Genomic DNA, 19,824 nt, shown 5'->3' with positions numbered 1-19,824 from the left:
CAATGCGATACTTGCGCATCCTTCTGCCTGTCTTCGCCCGACCTCACCGAATTGCCTCATCATGCCCAGCACACTGTCCCAACTGGCCGCCGACCTCGATGCCGGCCGCATCACTTCCCTGCAACTGACCGAACAAGCCCTGGCCCGCATCGCCGATCCGGCGGGCGAAGGCGCCCGTGTCTTCACCAGCGTCTACGCCGAACAGGCGCGCGCTGCCGCCCGCGCCTCCGATACCCTGCGCGCGGCCAAGCTGTGCCGCTCGCCGCTGGAAGGTGTACCGGTCTCGGTCAAGGATCTGTTTGACGTCGCCGGCGAGACCACGCTGGCCGGTTCGGTCGTCTTGCGCGGCAAGCCCGCCGCCGCCGCGCATGCGGTCGTGGTGCAGAATCTGCTCAAGGCCGGTGCCATCGTCATCGGCAAGACCAACATGACCGAGTTCGCCTACTCCGGCCTGGGCATCAACCCGCATTACGGCACCCCGCAAAATGCCTGGGAGCGCAACGTGGAAGGTGGCCGCATTCCCGGCGGCTCCTCTTCCGGTGCGGCCATCTCGGTCACCGATGGCATGGCCTTCGCCGCCGTCGGTTCGGATACTGGCGGCTCGGTGCGCATCCCCTCGGCGCTGAACGGCCTGACCGGTTTCAAACCCACGGCAGCGCGGGTGTCCATGCAGGGTGTACTGCCACTGTCCGCTTACCTGGACTCGATTGGCCCGCTGGCTGTATCGGTAGAATGCTGTGCCATCATGGATGCTGTACTGGCCGGTGAAGCGTATGTGTCTGTGGTGGCTCACCCGCTGCGCGGCCTGCGTCTGCTGGCCCCGACCAACATCGTGCTGGACGGCATGGATGAGACCGTCGGCAAGGCCTACCATGCGGCCCTCGACAAACTTGCCGCTGCGGGTGCCGTCATCGTCCAAACCGAAGTCCCCGCCTTCAATGCCCTGGCCACCATCAATGCCAAGGGCGGCTTCACGGCAGCCGAAGCCTATGCCTGGCACCGCGCGCTGATCGCCGAGAACGCGGCCGGCTACGACCAGCGCGTGGTCTCGCGCATCCTGCGCGGCAAGGACATGAGTGCGGCCGACCTGCTGGACGTGCTGCATGCCCGCCCGCGCTGGATCGCCGAGGTGCAGGCGCAACTGGCCGGCTACGATGCGCTGGTCATGCCCACCGTGCCCATCGTGGCGCCACGCATTGCCGAACTGCAAGCCAGCGACGATGCCTACTATGCCGCCAACGGCAAGATGCTGCGCAATCCCACGCTGATCAACTTCCTCGATGGCTGTGCGGTCTCCCTGCCCTGCCATGCCGCAGGCAGCGCCCCGGTTGGCTTGTCGCTGGCTGCCGCCGGTGGCGAGGACAAGCGCCTGCTCTCGATGGCCCTGGCGGTGGAAGGACTGCTGGCTGCCTGAGCCCCGCGTGGGCCCCTCTGATTGCCCCTCTGACAAGGCTTGCGTGCGCGCAAGCCTTTTTTGTGCGCGTTTTTAACAGGATTTACGGGCTGTTACCGACAAGTATTGTCCCGTAGGGAACATTCCGCCGCGCCGGACGCCGAATCCCCGTAATTTTCATTAGAATGCGCTTTTGCAGCGCACGATGGCCCTCTGCCGGGCCGGCGCTGAATGAACAGACAACAACCCTCCGGCATCAGCCACGACCACTCATCTGCATGGCAACCAAAAAAACCACCCCGTCCGATTACAGTGAATCATCGATCCGCGTCCTCAAGGGACTGGAGCCGGTCAAGCAGCGTCCGGGCATGTACACCCGCACCGAGAACCCGCTGCACATCCTCCAGGAAGTGATCGACAACGCCTCCGACGAAGCGCTGGGCGGCTACGGCAAGAGCATCATCGTCACCATCAATGCCGACGGCAGCGTCAGCGTGGAAGACGATGGACGCGGCATCCCGGTCGGCCTGCACCCGGAAGAAAAGGTCCCGACCGTCGAGATCGTCTTCACCCGCCTGCATGCGGGCGGCAAGTTCGACAAGGGCTCGGGCGGCGCCTATGCCTTCTCCGGCGGCCTGCACGGCGTGGGCGTGTCGGTCACCAATGCCCTGGCCACGCGCTTGGAAATCACGGTCTGGCGCGAAGGTGGCGTGCATACCCTGGCCTTCTCGGGCGGCGACGTCATCGAGAAACTACAGTCGCGCCCCGCCACCCGCGACGACAAGAAATCCGGCACCCGCGTCACCGTCTGGCCCGACGCCAAATATTTCGACTCGGCCACCATTCCGCTGGGCGAGCTGCAACGCCTGCTGCGCTCCAAGGCGGTGCTGCTGCCGGGCGTGAAGGTCACGCTCATCAACGCCAAAACCGGCGACACCCAGAACTGGCAGTACGACCAGGGCCTGCGCGGCTATCTGATGGAGCAGTTGGCCCAGACCGGCAGCGGTGAAACCCTGATCCCGCTGTTCGAAGGCGAACAGTTCGCCGGCAAGGATGCCGAAGGCTTCGCCGAGGGCGAAGGCGCCTCCTGGGTGGTGGCCTGGACCGAGGAAGGCGCCGTGGTGCGCGAGTCCTACGTCAACCTGATCCCCACCTCCAACGGCGGCACCCACGAATCGGGCCTGCGCGAGGGCCTGTTCTCGGCGGTCAAGAGCTTTGCGGAAATGCACTCGCTGCTGCCCAAGGGCGTGAAACTGCTGGCCGAGGACGTCTTTGCGCGCGTCTCCTTCGTGCTCTCGGCCAAAGTGCTGGACCCGCAATTCCAGGGCCAGATCAAGGAGCGCCTGAACTCCCGAGATGCCGTGCGACTGGTCGCCGGTTACTCGCGTCCGGCGCTGGAACTGTGGCTGAACCAGCACGTGGAATACGGCAAGAAGCTGGCCGAACTGGTCATCAAGCAAGCCCAGAGCCGCCTGCGCTCGGCGCAAAAGGTCGAAAAGAAGAAATCTTCAGGTGTGGCCGTGCTGCCGGGCAAGCTGACCGATTGCGAATCCTCGGATGTGACGCGTAATGAAATTTTCCTGGTCGAGGGCGACTCTGCCGGTGGCTCCGCCAAGATGGGCCGCGACAAGGAATTCCAGGCCATCCTGCCCTTGCGCGGCAAGGTCTTGAACGCCTGGGAAACCGAGCGCGACCGCCTCTTCGCCAACAACGAAATCCACGATATCGCGGTGGCCATCGGCGTCGATCCGCATGGCATCAACGACACGCCTGATCTCTCCGGCCTGCGCTACGGCAAGATCTGCATCCTGTCCGACGCCGACGTGGACGGCTCGCACATCCAGGTACTGCTCTTGACGCTGTTCTTCCGTCACTTCCCCAAGCTGATCGAGAACGGCAACATCTGCGTGGCGCGCCCGCCGCTCTATCGCGTGGATGCGCCCGCACGTGGCAAGAAGCCGGTGCAGAAGCTGTATGCGCTGGACGATGGCGAACTCGAAGCCATCGAAGACAAGCTGCGCAAGGATGGCCTCAAGGAAGGGGCGTGGAGCATTTCCCGCTTCAAGGGCTTGGGCGAGATGAATGCCGAGCAGTTGTGGGAAACCACCATGAACCCCGACACCCGCCGCCTGTTGCCGATCAGCTTTGGCGAGCCTGGCGTGCAGACTTCCGAAGAGCGCTTCAACATGCTCATGGGCAAGGGCGAAGCGGCCTCGCGCCGTGCCTGGATCGAAGAGCACGGCAACGAAGCCGAAGCAGACATCTGACATGCCCCGCGCCGCGTTCCTGTCCACCAGCGTGTTCGCCACCGCCCTTCTGGGCGGGGTGACACTGCTGTGTACTGGACCGGTACAGTCGCAGCAAGTGGTCCGGTACACCGATGCCGATGGTGTATCGCACATGCGGGTGGAAGCAACGGACACCGGCAAGGATGGCAGCAGCAAGGACAGCGGCAGCAAGAAGCCCAGGACCATTGTGTACCGGTACACCGACGCCGATGGTGCGGTCCACTTTTATGCCCAGGCGCTGGACGATCCGGACAAGCTCATGGCCAGCAGCGCCTCACTGTTGAACCATCCTGGCAGCAAGGAAGCGGTCACCCCCGCCGATCCGCCCTTCGTACATACCATGCTGGCCCATCGCGATGCGCGCAAGTACGATGGCCTGCTCACCGATGCGGCCAGGGAATTCGGTCTGGATGCCGCGCTGCTCAAGGCGGTGCTGACGGCTGAATCCGGCTTCAATGCCAAGGCGGTATCCAGCAAGGGCGCAGTCGGCCTGATGCAGATTCTGCCCGACACCGCCGAGCGCTACGGCCTGCAAGGCGACCGCCGCAAGACCCTGCACCAGAAGCTGACCGACCCGAAGATCAACATCCGCCTGGCCGCGCGCTACCTGCGCGATCTGTTGGCGATGTTCCCGCAGCATGTGGAACTGGCCATTGCGTCCTACAACGCCGGGGAAGGCACAGTGCAGAAATACGGCAACAAGATTCCGCCCTATCCCGAGACCCAGGGTTATGTGCGGCTGGTGTCGCGCTTCTATGAACTGTATCGCCCGGCCGGTGCGCTGCGCATTGCCGCCGGTGAGCGCGGTCATGCCGACGCCCCCGGCAATGCGCGCCTGAAGGTGACACTGCCGCCGCGCGAGCCGACCCTCAACGATTAACCCTGTCATCACGAACACAACAAGACAAGCTCCATGACCGATCAACCGACCCTGTTTGACCAAGCTCCGACTGCGCCCGATGGCCAATCGCTGACGCTGTCCACCTTCGCCGAACGCGCCTATCTCGATTACGCGATCTCGGTGGTCAAGGGCCGCGCCCTGCCCGACGTGGCCGACGGCCAGAAGCCGGTGCAGCGCCGCATCCTCTACGCGATGAATGAACTGTCGCTGAACTCGGCGGCCAAGCCGCGCAAGTCCGCCGCCGTGGTCGGCGATGTGCTGGGCAAGCTGCACCCGCACGGCGACCAATCGGTGTATGACGCGCTGGTGCGCATGGCGCAGGATTTCTCGCTGCGCTATCCCTTGATCGACGGCCACGGCAACTTCGGTTCGCGCGATGGCGATGGTGCCGCGGCGATGCGCTACACCGAAGCGCGCCTGACACCGATCAGCAAGTTGCTGCTCGATGAAATCGACATGGGCACGGTGGAGTTCCAGCCCAACTACGACGGTTCCACCGAAGAACCGCGCCTCTTGCCGGCGCGCCTGCCCTTCCTGCTCTTGAACGGCGCCTCCGGCATTGCGGTGGGCATGGCCACCGAGATTCCTTCGCACAATCTCACCGAAGTGGCCAGGGCGGCCGTGGCGATGATCCGCAATCCCAAGATCACGCATGCCGAGCTGATGGAACTGATCCCCGGCCCGGACTTCCCTGGTGGCGGCCAGATCATCACCCCGACGTCGACCATCGCCGAGATGTACCAGAGCGGCCGTGGCAGCCTGAAGGTGCGTGCGCGCTGGAAGATCGAAGACCTGGCGCGCGGCCAGTGGCAGGCGGTCATTACCGAACTGCCGCCGGGCGTGTCCTCGCAGCGCGTGCTGGAAGAAATCGAAGAACTGACCAACCCCAAGCTCAAACTCGGCAAGAAGTCGCTCACGCCCGAACAGCAAAACCAGAAGGCCACCATCCTCGGCCTGCTCGACGCCGTGCGTGACGAGTCCGGTCGCGAAGCGCCGGTGCGCCTGGTGTTCGAGCCCAAGTCCAAGAACCAGGACCAGACCGAGTTCATGAACACGCTCCTGGCACAGACCTCACTGGAGACCAGCGCCTCGCTGAACCTGGTGATGATTGGCGGCGATGGTCGTCCACGCCAGAAGAGCCTGAACGACATCCTGACCGAGTGGATCAGTTTCCGCTTCGAGACGGTGACCCGGCGCACGCAGTTCCGCATGCAGAAGGTCAACGACCGCATCCACATCCTCGAAGGCCGGGAAGCGGTGCTGTTGAACATCGACAAGGTCATCCGGATCATCCGCGAATCGGACGAACCGAAGCCGGCCCTGATGGATGCCTTCAAGCTCTCCGACCGTCAGGCCGAAGACATCCTGGAAATCCGCCTGCGCCAGCTGGCGCGACTGGAAGCCATCAAGATCCAGCAGGAACTGGCCGAGCTGCGCAGCGAGAAGACCACCCTGCAGGATCTGCTGGACAATCCTTCCTCGATGAAGCGTCTGGTCATCAAGGAAATCGAAGGCGACGCCAAGACCTATGGCGACGCCCGCCGCACCATCATCAAGGAAGCCGAGCGCGCCACCTTCGAGCAGAAGGTGATCGATGAACCGGTGACGGTGATCATTTCGCAGAAGGGCTGGGTGCGTGCGCGCACCGGCCATGGCCACGATGCGACGCAGTTCACCTTCAAGGCCGGCGACAGCCTGTATGGCGCCTTCGAGTGCCGCACCGTGGACAACCTGCTGGCCTTTGGCTCCAATGGCCGGGTCTACACGATTGCAGTCAATGCGCTGCCCAATGCGCGTGGTGATGGTGTGCCTGTGACGACCCTCATCGAGCTGGCCAGCGGCAGCAGCATCCAGCATTATTTTGCTGGTCCGGCTGATACCACGCTGTTGCTGGCGTCTGACGCGGCGGCTGGTTTCATCGCCAAGGCGTCCGACATGTTTGGCCGGGTCAAGGGTGGCAAGAGCTTCTTCACGCTGGACGAAGGCGCCCTGCCGCTGGCACCCAGCGTGGTGGCCGCTGACGCCAGCGCCGTGGCCTGCGTCTCGGCCAATGGCCGCTTGCTGGTGTTTGGCCTGGACGAGATGAAGACGCTGTCTTCCGGTGGCCGTGGCGTGAACCTGATGGAGCTGGAAAAGAACGAGAAGCTGGTCGCCGCCCAGGCCATCAGCCAGAAGGGTGTGGTGGTCCATGGTACCGGCAACATGAGCAAGCCCAAGGAGATTGCCTTGAGCGGCGAGAAGCTGCTGGCGCACGTGGGCAAGCGTGCCCGCAAGGGACGTGTGCTTGAGTCGCGGATCAAGGCGACGGGGTTGCGTTCGCAGGGTTGATGCCCGGTTTCTTTTTGCGATGAAGTCGCCCCCTGTGCAGTTTGGCAGGGGGCGATTTTTTTGATGGCTTGCATAACTGATTGCTTCGTGGGCAAGGGGCGTTCGAAGCATTTCGAATGCGGGGATGAGTTTGGGGTGTTGGCGTGGAAGAGCCAACGCCTGCTGGGGAGAATGCGCGCTCATTGTTGAAAGCGAGGAGCGTGCAAGATGAAAATCATCGGATGGATTCGTGAAGGCGACCGGGCCGCTTGCGGCGCAACGGTTATCGAGGGCGACCCGACCTGTCGCAGTCATGGACGCGCTTATGCGTTCGTCGGTGCGCGAATGGCTTGCCCCAAGAATTGCGTCATTGCGCAAGGGTTCGTGCGCTCGACGCCGACCAATGGACGTGCGCAGGTTATTCATGGCATGAAAACCAGTGGCGGCTGCCCCTGCCTGTCCACGCTAAACGACATTGATGGTGTAGGGAATAGCGGTGACGAACAGATCCACCTCACAACTCCACAGATTGAAGGAGTCCCGTACTACGCCGAAACAGCAGATGGATGCAGATTTTCCGGCCGCATTGAAGTTGAAGGACTGCTACCTCGGATCGCTACTGATGACGAAGATGAATACGCAGTTTATTGGGGGGATGAAGCCCTCGCCAAGATGCAAAAGGCCGCATCATGACGACCAAAAAGCTGATGCAGCAGGCCAGGGTGCGCACAAACACGATCAAGGACTCGGTGTGCCAGATTGAGGTCCCTTCCGTAAGCTTCTCCGATCTGTGGAACGCCTACCCCGGAGGCAATCCCTGCGATGGAAAAAACAAGAACGGAGAGCCAGCCTTTAGCGATCAGTGTGCTATTCGGGTTGGCGTCGCGTTAAAGAACGCCGGAGTGACCTTCAAATCCTACCCAAGTAAAGGAAAGTGCTGGTTCAAAGGGCATACTGATCACGTCTTGAGGGCCAAGGAGCTTGCCGAATGGCTGAAGCTTCAACCCTTTGTAGGCTGCACAAAGCCCATCGACATAAAAGGCACTGGTTGGCAAGGCCGAATCAAGGGCAAAACGGGGATCGTCTATTTCGCAGATTACTGGCGCCGAACAAATAGCAATGGTGCTGCAGAACGTCAACCCACTGGCGATCATATTGATCTCTGGAATGGCAGCAGGTTGACGACAGGTAGCGGTAGCTTGCGAGCAAGACTTACGACATTCAGCAGATTTACGCTAGGTTTCGATAACGGCCTCATCTATTCGGATCTCGGCCAGGCGACCCAGATTCTCTTTTGGGAGATCAAATGAAAGGCTGCTTTGCACTGCCATTGCTAAGCATATGGGGCCTTGCGTGCGGCAGCGTCGTGGGAACCCTCAGCGCCGCGTTCGTCGCCAATTGTGGAGAAAGCTGTCCCGATGATCCTCTTCTGTGGGCGCTGGGATGCTTTCTCGCTTTTCCCGCTATCGCCCACATTATCCGCAGCAAGACGCCGCACACGTTAGCCAATACAGCATTGATCGCCATGGGCCTTGCAGCAATCGTTCTGTTGCCGGCCCTCTCGATCTACGGCTACAAGCTTCACAAGGGATATTGGAAACTGTACGCGAAGCAGGTGCATCCAGATATCGAATACAGCCTCATGGTAATTTCTGAAGTGCCGCTCCCCTCTCTTGGCATCGCTGAGGCTGAACGGTGCGTCATCAGTAACGACCTGCGTTGCGGCGAGAACCCGGAAGTGATTCCAGCCCTTTGCCAAAGCGGATTCGTATCACTACCACGAAAGCATTGGCCCTCTTTCAAGCGACTGCCGAAAGAAGATCTGCAAGGTCTCGTACCTGACGATGATGGCCAAAAATATTTTTTAAATGATTTATGCCGACAATAACAGGCATCAGTGACTCAAACATGAATAACATCACGGCTGCGGTTTCTCGTCATGAGCCTGAAATCACCGAACTGCGCGCTGATCCTGCGTTGGCAGCCGAATACCTGAAAGCGGCTGCAGAATTGCTCGACAAGCCGGATGACCGCCCTGCCGCATTGCCGGCATTGCGCGCAGTGTGCGAAGCGTATGGTGGCACTGGCGTCCGAAGCCGCCCTCACCCAATCGCCACCGACACCCGATACACCAACACCCCCAGCAATCCAAACGCCCCCGCCAGCATGCAGTACGGCCCCCACGCGCGGGCGCGCATGCCATAGCCGATCAGGAGCAGCGCAATGCTGATGACGGGTATCCAGGTGGATGGGCTGTTGAAATCCATGATGCTTGCTCCTTGTCGATGACGTCGCTAATCAACCATCTCCGTACACGGGCGCTGCCGCTGCACGCCCGCTTCTCCATCACGCCATCTGGCTGATGGTCTTCCTGAACCGGCCCAGTGCAGCTACAAACAGGACCAGGCCAATTGCCAGGATAGCCAGTAGCTGCGGCCAGATCACTTCCAGGCCAGCGCCCCGGTACAGTATGGCTTGCCCCGCCGCTACAAAATGCGTCGTCGGGGCGGCCAGCATGATGTCCTGTACCGGTACAGGCATGCTCTCGCGCGGCGTGGAGCCGCCCGACAGCAATTGCAGCGGCAGCAGCACCAGTACAGTCAACATCCCGAACTGCGGCATCGAGCGCGCCAGCGTGGCCATGAAGATGCCCATCGAGGTGGTGGCAAACAGGTGCAGCACCGTCACCAGCATGAACAACGCCAGCGAACCTTCAATCGGTACCTGCAACGCCATGCGTACGATCAGCAGCAGCGAAGTCAGCGCCGCCAGGGCCACGACCGAGCCCATCGCCCACACCTTGGCCAGCATGATCTCGGCTGGACTGACCGGCATGACCAGCAGGTGTTCGATGGTGCCGTGCTCGCGCTCGCGGATGAGCGCAGCACCGGTCAGGATGATGGAGAGCATGGTGACGTTGTTGATGATCTCCATGAGCGAACCAAACCAGGATTGCTCCAGATTGGGATTGAAGCGCATGCGCAAGGCCAGCCCGACCGGCGTCTCGCTGGCGGCCTCGCTACGGCGCACGAATTGCGTCACCTCGCTGGTCACCATCTGCTGGATGTAGCTGTTGCCGGTGAAGGCCTGGCTCATGCGCGTGGCATCCACGTTCAACTGCACCGCCGGGGCGCGCCCGGCCAGCACATCGCGCTGAAAGTCAGCCGGGATGTCCAATACGAAGGTGTAGTCGCCCGCATCCAGCCCGGCATCGGCCTGGCGCGCCGTCACCAGCCGTGCCACCTTGAAATGCGGCGGATAAAACAATGACGCAATGCGCGCCGACAGCGGCGAACCATCATTGTCGACGATGGCGATGGCCGCGTTGTGCAGACTCTCCGGCATGGCCGTGGCGGCCACATAGATCGAGAGCGTGAAGGTGTAGGCGATCAACACCAGCATGGCCGGATCGCGCAGCAGGCTCCACAGCTCCTTGATGCCGAGGCGAAAAATATTGGACAGGCTGGCCGCGGCGCGTCGCATCTCATTGCTCCTGCTTCTTCAACAGCAACACCGACAAACCCAGGATCACGGGTGCGGCCAACAGCAGCGGCCAGAACGAAGCGTTCAGGTCGCCCAGGCCAAGCGCCTTGCTGAACACGCCTCGGCTGATGGTGAGCAAATGCGTGGCCGGATAGACCTGCCCGATCAGGGCGCCCATGCCTTCGAGCGAGGAAACCGGATTCAACAGGCCGGCAAACTGTACGCAGGGAATGATGGTGCCGATCATGGTCACGAACACGGCCGCAATCTGGCTGCGGGTGAAGGTCGAGGCCAACAGCCCAAAACCGGTGGAGCAGATCACGAAGACCAGCGCCGCCAGCGTCAGCGTGAAGAGACTGCCCTTGACCGGCACCCCGAACACGGTCACCGCCAGCAACGTCAGCATGGCGAAATTGAGCATGCCCAGGACCAGATAGGGCAACTGCTTGCCGAGCAGGAATTCGATGCGCGTGACCGGCGTGACGTAGAGATTGAGGATAGAACCCAGCTCCTTCTCGCGCACCACCGACAGCGCAGTCAGCATGGCCGGGATCATCATCAGCAGCAGCGGGATGATGGCCGGCACCATGGCCGGCAGGCTCTTCACATCCGGGTTGTAGCGATAGCGCGTCTCGATGGCGGCGGCCTGCGCCAGTGGCTGGCCCAGGCGGTGTGTGGCCATGTCGGCCAGCCACAGTTGATGGATGCCCTGCACGTAGCCGCGCAAGGTCTCGGCACGGGTGGGCATGGCGCCGTCAACCCAGGCCCCGATTTCCACCGGCTTGCCACGGGCAATGTCGCGGGCAAAGCCTGAGGGGATCTCGATGGCCAGCGAAATCTCGCCGCTGCGCATGCGGCGGTCCAGGTCCGGGTAATCGCTGATGGGCGGCCGTTCGATGAAGTAGCGCGACCCCGAGAGATTGAGCGCATAGTTCTGGCTCAGGCCGGTCTGGTCGCGGTCGAGCACGGCGTAGCTGAGGTTTTCCACATCGAGGTTGATGCCATAGCCGATGATGAACATCAGGATCACCGACCCCAGCAAGGCCAGCGTGGCACGCACCGGGTCACGCCGCAGTTCCAGGCTCTCGCGCTGGCTGTAGCTCAGCGCCCGGCCCAGGCGGGTACGCAGGCTTGCGCGGCGCAAGGCGGGCTGCATGGAGGGGCGGTTTGAGGTCGATGTGAACTTTGCTTCAGGTACCGACGTCGCCGCGCCCTTCCCCGCCGCCTCTTCCAGATAGGCGATGAAGGCTTGTTCCAGATTGGCAGCACCGCGCTGGCGGATCAGTTCGTCGGGGGTGGCGCTGACCAGCACACGGCCGGCGTGCATGAGCGAGATGCGATCGCAGCGCTGGGCCTCGTTCATGAAATGGGTGGAAATGAAAATGGTCACCTGGTCGCGGCGTGCCAGATCGATCATCAGCTGCCAGAACAGGTCGCGCGCAATCGGGTCCACGCCCGAGGTGGGCTCATCCAGGATCAGCAGTTCCGGCTTGTGCACCATCGCCACGGCCAGCGACAGGCGCTGGCGAATACCCAGGGGCAAGCTCTCGGGCAGGCTGTCCATCACCGCCAGCAGGCCGAAGCGCTGCGCCATCTCCTCGGTACGCGCATCGATCTGCTCGGGTGGTACGCGGTACAGGCGCGCATGCAGGATCAGGTTCTGGCGCACGCTCAGTTCGCCATACAGCGAAAAGGCCTGCGACATGTAGCCCACGCGCGCACGCGTGGCCATGTCGCGCGGATCGACGGCCTGGCCGAACAGCCAGGCCTGGCCTTCGCTGGCGGGCAGGAGGCCGGTCAGCATCTTCATGGTGGTGGACTTGCCGCAACCGTTGGAGCCGAGAAAGCCGAAGATCTCGCCGCGCCGGATGCGAAAGTCCACATGATCCACCGCCATGAAGTCGCCAAAGCGCATGGTCAGACCGCGCGCTTGGATGGCGATGTCGGCCTCGCGTGCCGGGTCCGGCGGTGTCACCTGCACCGGCTGATGGCCGCGCCGCTGGTCGGGCGGCAGCAAGGCGATGAAGGCCTCTTCCAGCGCGGCGGTGCCGGTGCGGGCGTGCAGTTCAGCGGGGGTGCCGGTGGCCAGCACCTGGCCAGCGTTCATGGCGACCAGGAAATCGAAGCGGTCAGCCTCCTCCATGTAGGCGGTGGCGACGATGACGCTCATGCCGGGACGTTGCTGGCGGATATGTCCGATCAGGGACCAGAACTGCGCGCGCGAAAGCGGATCGACGCCGGTAGTGGGCTCGTCCAGGATCAGCAGATCGGGATCATGGATCAGCGCGCAGCACAGTCCCAGCTTCTGCTTCATGCCGCCGGAGAGCTTGCCCGCTGGCCGTGCCAGGAAAGGCGCCAGGCCGGTGCCGGTAGTGAGCGTATCGATGCGGCTGCGGCGCTCCTGTGCGGACTGGCCAAACAGGCGTCCGAAGAATTGCAGGTTTTCTTCGACGGAAAGCGTGGGATAGAGATTCTTGCCCAGCCCTTGCGGCATGTAGGCGATGCGCGGACAGACCTGCTCACGATGCGCGGCGCGGCGCATGTCGCCGCCCAGCACCTCCACCTCGCCCTGTTGCAAGGCGCGCGCACCGGCCACCAGTGACAGGAGGCTGGATTTGCCCACGCCATCGGGCCCGATCAGGCCGACCATGCAGCCAGCCGGAATCTCCAGCGATACCGCCTGCAAGGCCGGCTTGCTGCCATAGTGCAGCGACACGCCCGACAGGCGCGCCACCGGGCCCTGGCCGCGCGACTCCTTCATCGCGGGACCTGCACCGCCAGCGTGGCCGGCCAGTCGCGCGCCTCATCGGTACGCACCCAGGCCACGCCTGGCAAACCGGTCTTGACCAGCGTCAGGTGCTGGCGCAGCAGCGCCGGATCGATCTGCGCCTTGACGCGAAACATCAGCTTCTGCCGCTCGCTGGCCGTTTCCACCGTCTTGGGGGTGAACTGGGCAGTGCTGGCGACAAAGGAAATCCGGGCCGGGATCACATACTGCGGCGCTGCATCGAGCAAGATGCGGGCCTCGCCGCCCAGTGCCAGCCGGCCGGCCACCGCCTCTGGCACGAAGAAGGTCATGTAGACGTCGCTCAGGTCCACCAGGTTGAGCAGCTTGCCGCCACTGCCCAGCACTTCGCCGGGCTGGGCGATGCGATATTGCACACGGCCGGCGCGCGGCGCGGTGAGCGTGCTGTCATCGATGTCGACCTTGATGCGCTGAACCGTGGCCACGGCCGCAGTCACCGTGGCGCGCGCACCGCTGACCTGGGTGCGGGCGGCGGCCACGGCAGCCCGGGCGGCGGTCACCTGAGCACGGGCGGCGGTCACGGCGGCCTGCATGCCCACCACGCGGGCGCGGTCATCGTCCACTTCCTGCAAGGACGATGCGCCCTCCTTGACCAGCACCTCGGAGCGCGCCAGCCGACGCCGGGCTGCATCGAGCTCGCTCTCGCGCTGGGCGAGCTGGGCCAGTGCGGCCTGGTGGTCGCTCTCGCGCACGGCCACCTGGGCTTCGGCACTGGCCACGGCCTCAACCGATTGCTGCTGACGCGCCTGGGCTTCGTCGCGCTGGGCTTGCAGCGACAGCACCTGCATGCGCGCCAGCGGCTGGCCGGCACTGACGAAATCGCCCTCATTGACGAGCATGGCATCGACCCGTCCAGCCAGCTTGGTGGCCACGTCCACCTCGGTGGCTTCGATACGGCCATTGCCGCTGGCAAAGCCCTCGCCCGGGCCGCTCTGATGCAGGCGCAGCCAGGCATAGGCGGCACCGCCTGCAAGGATGACGGCCAGGGCAGCGGCCAGCAGGGGTTTCTTGGCGTGAGGGAGCGTCATGGTCGAGGTCCGGAAGAAAGGGGGAAAGCCGTGGGCGCATTGCTGTCGCCGCCCAGCGCCGCATACAGCGCCACGGCCGAGGACAGCAGTGCGCGCCGGATCTGCACCCGTTGCTGGCGCGCGCTCAGCAGCTCACGCTGGGCGTCCAGCACGTCGAGGAAAGGTGCGGCGCCGTTGTCATAGCGCAGCGTGGACAGGCGCGCGCGCTCGGCCTGGACCCGCTCGGCCGTCTCGGCGATGGCCAGCTGGCGGGCCAGCCACTGGCGCGCGGCCAGGGCATCGGCGACGTCCCGGAAGGCGGCTTGTACGGTCTTCTCGTAATTGGCCACGGCCAGATCGCGGCGTACTTCGGTCAGGTCCAGGTTGTTGCGCAAGCGGCCTGCCGTGAAGATCGGCACCGAGATGCCGGGCGAGAAGCTCCAGGCATGGCTGCCATCGCGGAACAGCCCGCTCAGTTCGGCACTGGCGGTGCCGAGCGTGCCGGTCAGCGAGATGCTGGGGAAGAAGGCGGCACGTGCGGCGCCGATATTGGCGTTGGCGGCCTGCAGGCGATGCTCGGCGGCGGCCACATCCGGGCGTCGCGTGAGCAATAGCGACGGCGTGCCCGGAGCCATCTCGGGGAAAACGGTCTCCAGCGCAGTGCGCGCCTGGCCGACTGGCAGATCCACCGGAGCACCGACCAGCAGCGTCAGGGCATTCAGGCGCTGCGCGCGCTGCTGTTCCAACTGTGCGCCCAACGCCTGGGCCTGGGTCAGCAGGGTTTCGATCTGGGTCAGGTTCAGGCGCGAGGTGGCACCGACCTCGACCCGGCGCGCAAAGATGCGATAGCTCTCCTGGCGGCTGGCGATGGTGTCGCGGGCGATGGCCAGGCGCTCGTCGATCTCGGCCAGTTCCAGCCAGGCGTCGGCCACCTGCGCCACCAGGCTCAGCGCGGCGGCGCGGCGCGTGGCTTCGCTGGCCAGGGCGTTTTGCAGGGCAGCGTCATTGAGGCTGCGCAGGCGACCCCACAGGTCCAGCTCCCAGGTGCTCAAGCCCAGCCCGGCCTGATAGGCGCTGCCAACCAGCGGACGGCCGGTCAGGTTCAGATCAGCCGGGGTGCGCGAGCGATCCAGTCCCGCTTGCGCGCCGATGGCCGGAAACAGGTCGGCGCGCTGGATGCCGTAGAGCGCCCTCGCCTCTTCTACCCGCAATGCCGCCACGCGCAGGTCGCGGTTGTTGACCAAGGCCTGCGCAATGAGCGCTTGCAGTTGCCGGTCGCGGAAGAAATCCTCCCAGCGCAGCGCCACCGTCAGTGCGTCCGTGGCGTCTTCCTGCCGGGGATAGTGCGCGGCCACGGGCGCTGCGGGACGCTGGTAGTGCGGTGCCATCGACTGACAGGCGGCCAGCAGGAGCGGCAAGACGGCCAGCAAGGGACGGATTCGCAGGGAGGGCTCGCACATCGTGATTCTCGACATCGGCAGGAAATGTGGCGACAAGATGCTGCATCCGAAGCTTTGTTTAAAGCTTCGTCTTTCGTGTCCACATTATGAAGAGACCTGCTGAAAAGCCGATTGATGTACGTCAGGTTACTGACTGATGAGTCGGTAATTCATGAAGGAATTGACGGAGCACTCCCGGCCCTGCGCGCCTTGCGGGGGGATGCCCGACCGGTGCGGGAGGAGGCGTGTGCAATGCGGCCTTGGCCTTACTGGGCCACGCCGATCTGGTCGACGTAGTGACGCACTTCGGCGGCGACGGCAGCGAACAGGCTCTGCAATTCGGACAGGCGCGGCTGGGCGCTTTGCGGCGGTTCGGCGCGGGACTGGCTTTCCACGCTCTTGAGCAGGTCGGTCAGAACGCCCGCGCCGACCAGGGCGGTCATGCTCTTGAGGCTGTGCGCCTCGCGTTTGACCTGGGGTGCATCATCGGCGCGGATGGCCTGTTCGAGCCGGGCAAAAGTGGCGGGGGCGCTCTGGGCGAAGGTACCGAACATGTGGCGGCAGGCGGCGACATCCCCACCCATGGCATCGAGCAGAGGTTCGGGATTGATATGCTGGTATCGGTGGTCGTTCACGCGTTTCTCCCTGTGGCCGACGCAATATACGCAAGATATTGCTCCTGTGCCAATCTCTTTTGAGCAGTTGGTCCGGCCTTGGAGCACGTGCCGGGTCGTGAGCGGTGAAGTTGAAGTGCAAGCTGTAACGTAACCAAGCCGCCAGGTGGCGTCAATCACAAGCGTCGTGAAGCATGCAAAAAACCGCCCGGTGAGACGGGCGGTGCAGACCAGGGCGATCCTGCGCGAGGATCGCCGTTGGGCGGGGGGCTGCGATCAGGCGGCGCGTTCCAGGCGCTGGATGTTGCCGTCTTCGGCGGCGCCGATCTCGATCTTGCGCGGCTTGAGCGCTTCGGGAATTTCACGGACCAGCTCGATATTGAGCAAGCCGTTTTCCAGGTTGGCGCCGACCACCTTGATGTGATTGGCCAGCTGGAAGCGCTGTTCGAAGTCACGGGCAGCGATGCCGCGGTGCAGGAAGTTGACCTGCTTGTCTTCCTTCTGCTTGCGGCCGGTAATTTTGAGGGTTTCGTTTTCGGTCTCGATATCGATTTCGCTGCGGGCGAAACCGGCCACGGCCATGGTGATCCGGTATTTGTCCTCGGCCACCAGTTCGATGTTGTAGGGCGGATAGCTGGGCTGATCAGTGCGCTGGGCGTTGTCGAACATCTGGGCCAGGCGATCGAAGCCGATAGCGGTACGGTACAGGGGGGAGAGATCAAAAGTACGCATAAAAATATCCTTTCAGTTAAGCGATGTTTTCGTCGCAGACCTCAACGTCGAGCATCTGCTGGTACCGATCTAGGGATGGGGATTTTGGTTTTCAAGGGATTTTTTCGAAAAAATGTGAGGATCACGTTGGCGATAGCGCGCGGGGTCTCGCCACGAAATTCTTCGAGGAAAGTCCAGTGATTCTGTGAGGACGGCATGTCCTTAGCGCCCCCCACCCTCTGCCAAGCCGTCAGCATGGGCGCTATGCGATGCGGTCGGTCACGTAACGATCGGCGTGGTTGCGCAAGCGACGGCAAAAAACGCGCCCAGTCGCTCAACCCGCCTTCAACGCCGCTACCAGCGTACGCAACGCCGCTTGCGTACGCGCCTGCTTGACCCGGGAATGCAGGCGTACCTGCGCCAGCGGCAATGACGGCAGTCCCAGCCGCTGGCCAACCTCCACCGATCCAGGCGGTGCGCAGCGATGCAGCAGGGCCGAGACCGCCAATCCTGCACTGACCGCCGCCCCCACGGCCAGGATGCCGCCGCCGACGAACACTTCCACCCACGCAACACCGGCGGCGTCGAGCCTGCGCAAGGACAATTCGCGAATCCGGCAGGCCGAGGAAAAGGTCGCCACGCGCAGGGCTGCGCCCGACCAGCATTGCGCATCCGGATGGGCAAACCAGCCGATGCGTTCTTCCATCACTAATTTGCCGCCCCGATCCTGCGGTTCACGGCGCACGATGACGGCATCGAGCTCACCGCGTTCATAGGCCGGCATCAGCTCATGCGAGGAGCCCACGCGCACCTCCACCACCACGCCGGGATCAACTGCATGCAGCTGCGCCAGCGCACGCGGCAGGGCGGCACCGGCCACGTGGTCGCTGATGCCTACCGAAAAGCGTACCGGCCCCTGGTCCAGTTGCTCCAGCGCACGTTCATGTGCGGCCAGCAGGTTGCGCGCAGCCGGCAGGAACTGCTGGCCTTCGGTCGACAGCCGCACCTGACGCGGCGTGCGCTCCAGCAGGCGACGGCCCAGACGATGCTCCAGCTTCTTGAGTTTGAAACTGATGGCCGATTGCGTACTGTCCAGCGCTTCGGCCGCGCGCGTGAAGCTTTGCAGGTCGGCGGCCAGGACGAAGGCTTGAACGGTGTCCAGATCCAGCGGTTTTTCCATGACGTGTGGCCTCTTGTGGTCAGATATCCATGATGATGAATTTCAATCATTGAAATCATCCATCAGTGGTTTTTGAAATCATCGCACCAGCATAGCATGCAAGGCATGGAGACCACCCGCCCCAGCTTTTCATCAACCTGCAAGGAGAACGTCATGCCCCTGGTCCACATTTCCCTGTTGCGCGGCAAGTCCCGCGCCTATCGCAGCGCCATCGCCGACAATGTCTATGAGGCGCTGCGCGAGAGCTTCAATGTGCCGGAGGACGACCGCTTCATGGTCATCACCGAGCATGACCCGGAAGAGCTGGTCTTCAGCCGCAGTTACATGGGCATGGCCCGTACGGATGACTTCGTGCTGATCCAGCTTACAGTCAGCAATACGCGTACCCAGGCGCAGAAGAATGCACTCTATGCACGCATCGTGGAACGCCTCCAACAGAACCCTGGGATCGGTCCGGATGACGTGATGATCAGCCTGGTCGAGGGCGACAAGGGCAACTGGTCATTCGGGCGCGGGCTGGCGCAATACGTGATTTAAACCGGAGCGACAGCATGCGCCCTGCCCTGCATGCCGCGCGCTCAACTGCGAGGCCGGATTGCCGCAGGAGCAGTTCGTCACGCTCAAGCATGACGAGACGCTGAAGCAGGATCAGTAACGCTCGGCAGGCCGCCTCAAATGCTCCCAACCGTCACGGAAATAGTGGCGCCAAATTGACACCACAAAGGCGACAATTTGGCACCACATGCTATGATGTTGTTTACCGCCGTTTCAAGGGAACAAATTTGTTTCGAGAAAGTGGCGGCAATTTCCCACCCTGCACCGGCAGGGAATATGGCTCGGGATATTCTCCGCAAGAAAGCGAGATCACCATGACCGATATCGTTGAAAGGGGCCGGATCACGGCCCGGGTACCACTGGCCGTTGAAGAAAGGCTGAGGGAAGCTGCCGATCTGGTCGGAGCGACGATGAACCAGTTTCTGGTACAAGCTGCACTGGAAAAGGCCAATGAAATCATCGACCGCGAGCGCTTCATCGCAGTAACCCCGCGAGATGCTGACTTTTTGTTGAACCTGCTTGACGACCCATCGCCTGCCAATGCCAAGCTGATGCGCGCGCGCGAGCGTTATCATCGGGCCCGACATGAACGAGTACTTCGTAGCACCGCTGAACAAGACGCACCATCAGACTGAGCACTTCGATTGCGGCACCCCGGCGCTGAACCACTGGTTGCGCACGACGGCAGGCCAGCATCAGGACAAGGGGATTTCCCGCTCGTTCGTCCTCGCTTCGGAGCACGCACCTCATGTCGTCGACGGCTACTATGCACTGGCCATCCGCCAGATGGTCGCCACTGCTGCCCAGCCCGTCGCATTTTCAAAGCGCCTGCCCCGCGAAGTCCCTGCATTGACCTTGGCGCGATTGGCGATATGCCAGACTCTGAAGGGCCGAGGACTTGGCGAGTTTCTCCTTTATGACGCGCTATGGCGCGCCAAGGAAGCGAGCAAGCAGGTCGGTGGAACGCTGCTCTTCGTGGACGCCAAGGATGGTAACGCCGCCAGTTTTTACGCTCAGTACGGATTCAGGCCCATGCCGGACGCTCCATTGACGCTGGCCATCTCCTTGTCAAAAATTACTTGAGACGCCTGACCATCAGGATCTTCAAAAAAGAAAAAGGCGGGATCTGCTTTACAGATT

General features: G+C 62.9%; 18 protein-coding genes. 10 read left to right on the top strand and 8 right to left on the bottom strand.

Going from position 1 to position 19,824, the window contains the following annotated elements; translation table 11 throughout:
- Positions 1-61: 61 nt before the first annotated feature.
- The 7 genes from ACODSZ_RS10140 (at position 62) to ACODSZ_RS10110 (ending at position 8,777) form a co-directional block, all read left to right on the top strand.
- Positions 62-1,414 carry an amidase gene (locus ACODSZ_RS10140; protein WP_488927516.1) on the top strand — a complete coding sequence of 451 codons (1,353 nt, stop codon included), beginning with the start codon at positions 62-64 and terminating at the stop codon, positions 1,412-1,414.
- Between the two features lie 257 nt (positions 1,415-1,671).
- Positions 1,672-3,660, top strand: coding sequence for a DNA topoisomerase IV subunit B (locus ACODSZ_RS10135; protein WP_008327740.1), 1,989 nt, complete (start codon positions 1,672-1,674; stop codon positions 3,658-3,660).
- Between the two features lies 1 nt (position 3,661).
- Positions 3,662-4,561 (top strand): lytic transglycosylase domain-containing protein, encoded by a 900-nt coding sequence (locus ACODSZ_RS10130; protein WP_488927515.1) that lies wholly within the window; start codon positions 3,662-3,664, stop codon positions 4,559-4,561.
- A 33-nt stretch (positions 4,562-4,594) separates the two neighbouring features.
- Positions 4,595-6,910 carry a DNA topoisomerase IV subunit A gene (gene parC, locus ACODSZ_RS10125; RefSeq protein ID WP_488927514.1) on the top strand — a complete coding sequence of 772 codons (2,316 nt, stop codon included), beginning with the start codon at positions 4,595-4,597 and terminating at the stop codon, positions 6,908-6,910.
- A gap of 207 nt (positions 6,911-7,117) precedes the next feature.
- The gene (locus ACODSZ_RS10120; protein ID WP_488927513.1) at positions 7,118-7,582 is read left to right on the top strand and encodes a PAAR domain-containing protein; all 465 of its coding nucleotides are present in this window, start codon (positions 7,118-7,120) and stop codon (positions 7,580-7,582) included.
- Positions 7,579-8,199: a T6SS effector amidase Tae4 family protein gene (locus ACODSZ_RS10115; RefSeq protein WP_488927512.1), complete on the top strand. Its 621-nt coding sequence runs from the start codon at positions 7,579-7,581 to the stop codon at positions 8,197-8,199. The genes ACODSZ_RS10120 and ACODSZ_RS10115 overlap by 4 nt, the downstream gene beginning before the upstream one ends.
- Before the next feature lie 56 nt (positions 8,200-8,255).
- Positions 8,256-8,777 (top strand): hypothetical protein, encoded by a 522-nt coding sequence (locus ACODSZ_RS10110; protein ID WP_488927511.1) that lies wholly within the window; start codon positions 8,256-8,258, stop codon positions 8,775-8,777.
- 214 nt (positions 8,778-8,991) lie between these two features.
- Here the strand turns inward: ACODSZ_RS10110 and ACODSZ_RS10105 are convergent, their stop codons facing one another.
- The 8 genes from ACODSZ_RS10105 to ACODSZ_RS10070 form a co-directional block, all read right to left on the bottom strand.
- Positions 8,992-9,156, bottom strand: coding sequence for a hypothetical protein (locus tag ACODSZ_RS10105; protein WP_008327733.1), 165 nt, complete (start codon positions 9,154-9,156; stop codon positions 8,992-8,994).
- Between the two features lie 79 nt (positions 9,157-9,235).
- The gene (locus tag ACODSZ_RS10100; protein ID WP_488927510.1) at positions 9,236-10,372 is read right to left on the bottom strand and encodes an ABC transporter permease; all 1,137 of its coding nucleotides are present in this window, start codon (positions 10,370-10,372) and stop codon (positions 9,236-9,238) included.
- A gap of 1 nt (position 10,373) precedes the next feature.
- Positions 10,374-13,133, bottom strand: coding sequence for a ribosome-associated ATPase/putative transporter RbbA (gene rbbA / locus ACODSZ_RS10095; protein WP_488927509.1), 2,760 nt, complete (start codon positions 13,131-13,133; stop codon positions 10,374-10,376).
- On the bottom strand, positions 13,130-14,206 hold the full coding sequence (locus tag ACODSZ_RS10090; protein WP_175343266.1) for an HlyD family secretion protein: 1,077 nt from the start codon (positions 14,204-14,206) through the stop codon (positions 13,130-13,132). The genes rbbA and ACODSZ_RS10090 overlap by 4 nt, the downstream gene beginning before the upstream one ends.
- Positions 14,203-15,645, bottom strand: a complete 1,443-nt coding sequence (locus ACODSZ_RS10085) for an efflux transporter outer membrane subunit (RefSeq protein ID WP_488927508.1) — start codon at positions 15,643-15,645, stop codon at positions 14,203-14,205. The genes ACODSZ_RS10090 and ACODSZ_RS10085 overlap by 4 nt, the downstream gene beginning before the upstream one ends.
- A 245-nt stretch (positions 15,646-15,890) precedes the next feature.
- A complete protein-coding gene (locus tag ACODSZ_RS10080; protein ID WP_175343264.1) occupies positions 15,891-16,259 on the bottom strand; it encodes an Hpt domain-containing protein in 369 nt (122 codons plus the stop codon).
- A gap of 255 nt (positions 16,260-16,514) precedes the next feature.
- Positions 16,515-16,970, bottom strand: a complete 456-nt coding sequence (locus ACODSZ_RS10075; RefSeq protein ID WP_175343263.1) for an Hsp20 family protein — start codon at positions 16,968-16,970, stop codon at positions 16,515-16,517.
- Positions 16,971-17,283: 313 nt separating this feature from the next.
- Entirely contained in the window at positions 17,284-18,129 is an 846-nt protein-coding gene (locus tag ACODSZ_RS10070; protein WP_488927507.1) for a LysR family transcriptional regulator, read from the bottom strand.
- 153 nt (positions 18,130-18,282) lie between these two features.
- Between ACODSZ_RS10070 and ACODSZ_RS10065 the strand changes: the two genes are divergently transcribed.
- From ACODSZ_RS10065 to ACODSZ_RS10055, 3 genes are all read left to right on the top strand, one after another.
- On the top strand, positions 18,283-18,666 hold the full coding sequence (locus tag ACODSZ_RS10065; RefSeq protein WP_488927506.1) for a tautomerase family protein: 384 nt from the start codon (positions 18,283-18,285) through the stop codon (positions 18,664-18,666).
- A 332-nt stretch (positions 18,667-18,998) separates the two neighbouring features.
- A complete protein-coding gene (locus ACODSZ_RS10060; RefSeq protein ID WP_175343260.1) occupies positions 18,999-19,319 on the top strand; it encodes a type II toxin-antitoxin system TacA family antitoxin in 321 nt (106 codons plus the stop codon).
- On the top strand, positions 19,270-19,767 hold the full coding sequence (locus ACODSZ_RS10055) for a GNAT family N-acetyltransferase (protein ID WP_488927505.1): 498 nt from the start codon (positions 19,270-19,272) through the stop codon (positions 19,765-19,767). The genes ACODSZ_RS10060 and ACODSZ_RS10055 overlap by 50 nt, the downstream gene beginning before the upstream one ends.
- Positions 19,768-19,824 lie beyond the last annotated feature (57 nt).

This window comes from Herbaspirillum sp. FG34 (genome assembly GCF_057809315.1).
The sequence above is the reverse complement of the archived record's forward strand: the minus strand, read 5'-3'. Positions and strand labels throughout refer to the sequence as shown.

Excerpts from the sequence above, each read along its gene's own strand:
- ACODSZ_RS10115 (WP_488927512.1), top strand. The coding sequence starts at position 7,579 with ATGACGACCAAAAAGCTGATGCAGCAGGCCAGGGTGCGCACAAACACG.
- ACODSZ_RS10135 (WP_008327740.1), top strand. The coding sequence starts at position 1,672 with ATGGCAACCAAAAAAACCACCCCGTCCGATTACAGTGAATCATCGATC.
- ACODSZ_RS10090 (WP_175343266.1), bottom strand. The coding sequence starts at position 14,206 with ATGACGCTCCCTCACGCCAAGAAACCCCTGCTGGCCGCTGCCCTGGCC.
- rbbA (WP_488927509.1), bottom strand. The coding sequence starts at position 13,133 with ATGAAGGAGTCGCGCGGCCAGGGCCCGGTGGCGCGCCTGTCGGGCGTG.
- ACODSZ_RS10065 (WP_488927506.1), top strand. The coding sequence starts at position 18,283 with ATGCCCCTGGTCCACATTTCCCTGTTGCGCGGCAAGTCCCGCGCCTAT.
- ACODSZ_RS10130 (WP_488927515.1), top strand. The coding sequence starts at position 3,662 with ATGCCCCGCGCCGCGTTCCTGTCCACCAGCGTGTTCGCCACCGCCCTT.
- ACODSZ_RS10085 (WP_488927508.1), bottom strand. The coding sequence starts at position 15,645 with ATGTGCGAGCCCTCCCTGCGAATCCGTCCCTTGCTGGCCGTCTTGCCG.
- ACODSZ_RS10060 (WP_175343260.1), top strand. The coding sequence starts at position 18,999 with ATGACCGATATCGTTGAAAGGGGCCGGATCACGGCCCGGGTACCACTG.
- parC (WP_488927514.1), top strand. The coding sequence starts at position 4,595 with ATGACCGATCAACCGACCCTGTTTGACCAAGCTCCGACTGCGCCCGAT.
- ACODSZ_RS10140 (WP_488927516.1), top strand. The coding sequence starts at position 62 with ATGCCCAGCACACTGTCCCAACTGGCCGCCGACCTCGATGCCGGCCGC.
- ACODSZ_RS10070 (WP_488927507.1), bottom strand. The coding sequence starts at position 18,129 with ATGGAAAAACCGCTGGATCTGGACACCGTTCAAGCCTTCGTCCTGGCC.
- ACODSZ_RS10105 (WP_008327733.1), bottom strand. The coding sequence starts at position 9,156 with ATGGATTTCAACAGCCCATCCACCTGGATACCCGTCATCAGCATTGCG.
- ACODSZ_RS10075 (WP_175343263.1), bottom strand. The coding sequence starts at position 16,970 with ATGCGTACTTTTGATCTCTCCCCCCTGTACCGTACCGCTATCGGCTTC.
- ACODSZ_RS10055 (WP_488927505.1), top strand. The coding sequence starts at position 19,270 with ATGAACGAGTACTTCGTAGCACCGCTGAACAAGACGCACCATCAGACT.
- ACODSZ_RS10100 (WP_488927510.1), bottom strand. The coding sequence starts at position 10,372 with ATGCGACGCGCCGCGGCCAGCCTGTCCAATATTTTTCGCCTCGGCATC.
- ACODSZ_RS10120 (WP_488927513.1), top strand. The coding sequence starts at position 7,118 with ATGAAAATCATCGGATGGATTCGTGAAGGCGACCGGGCCGCTTGCGGC.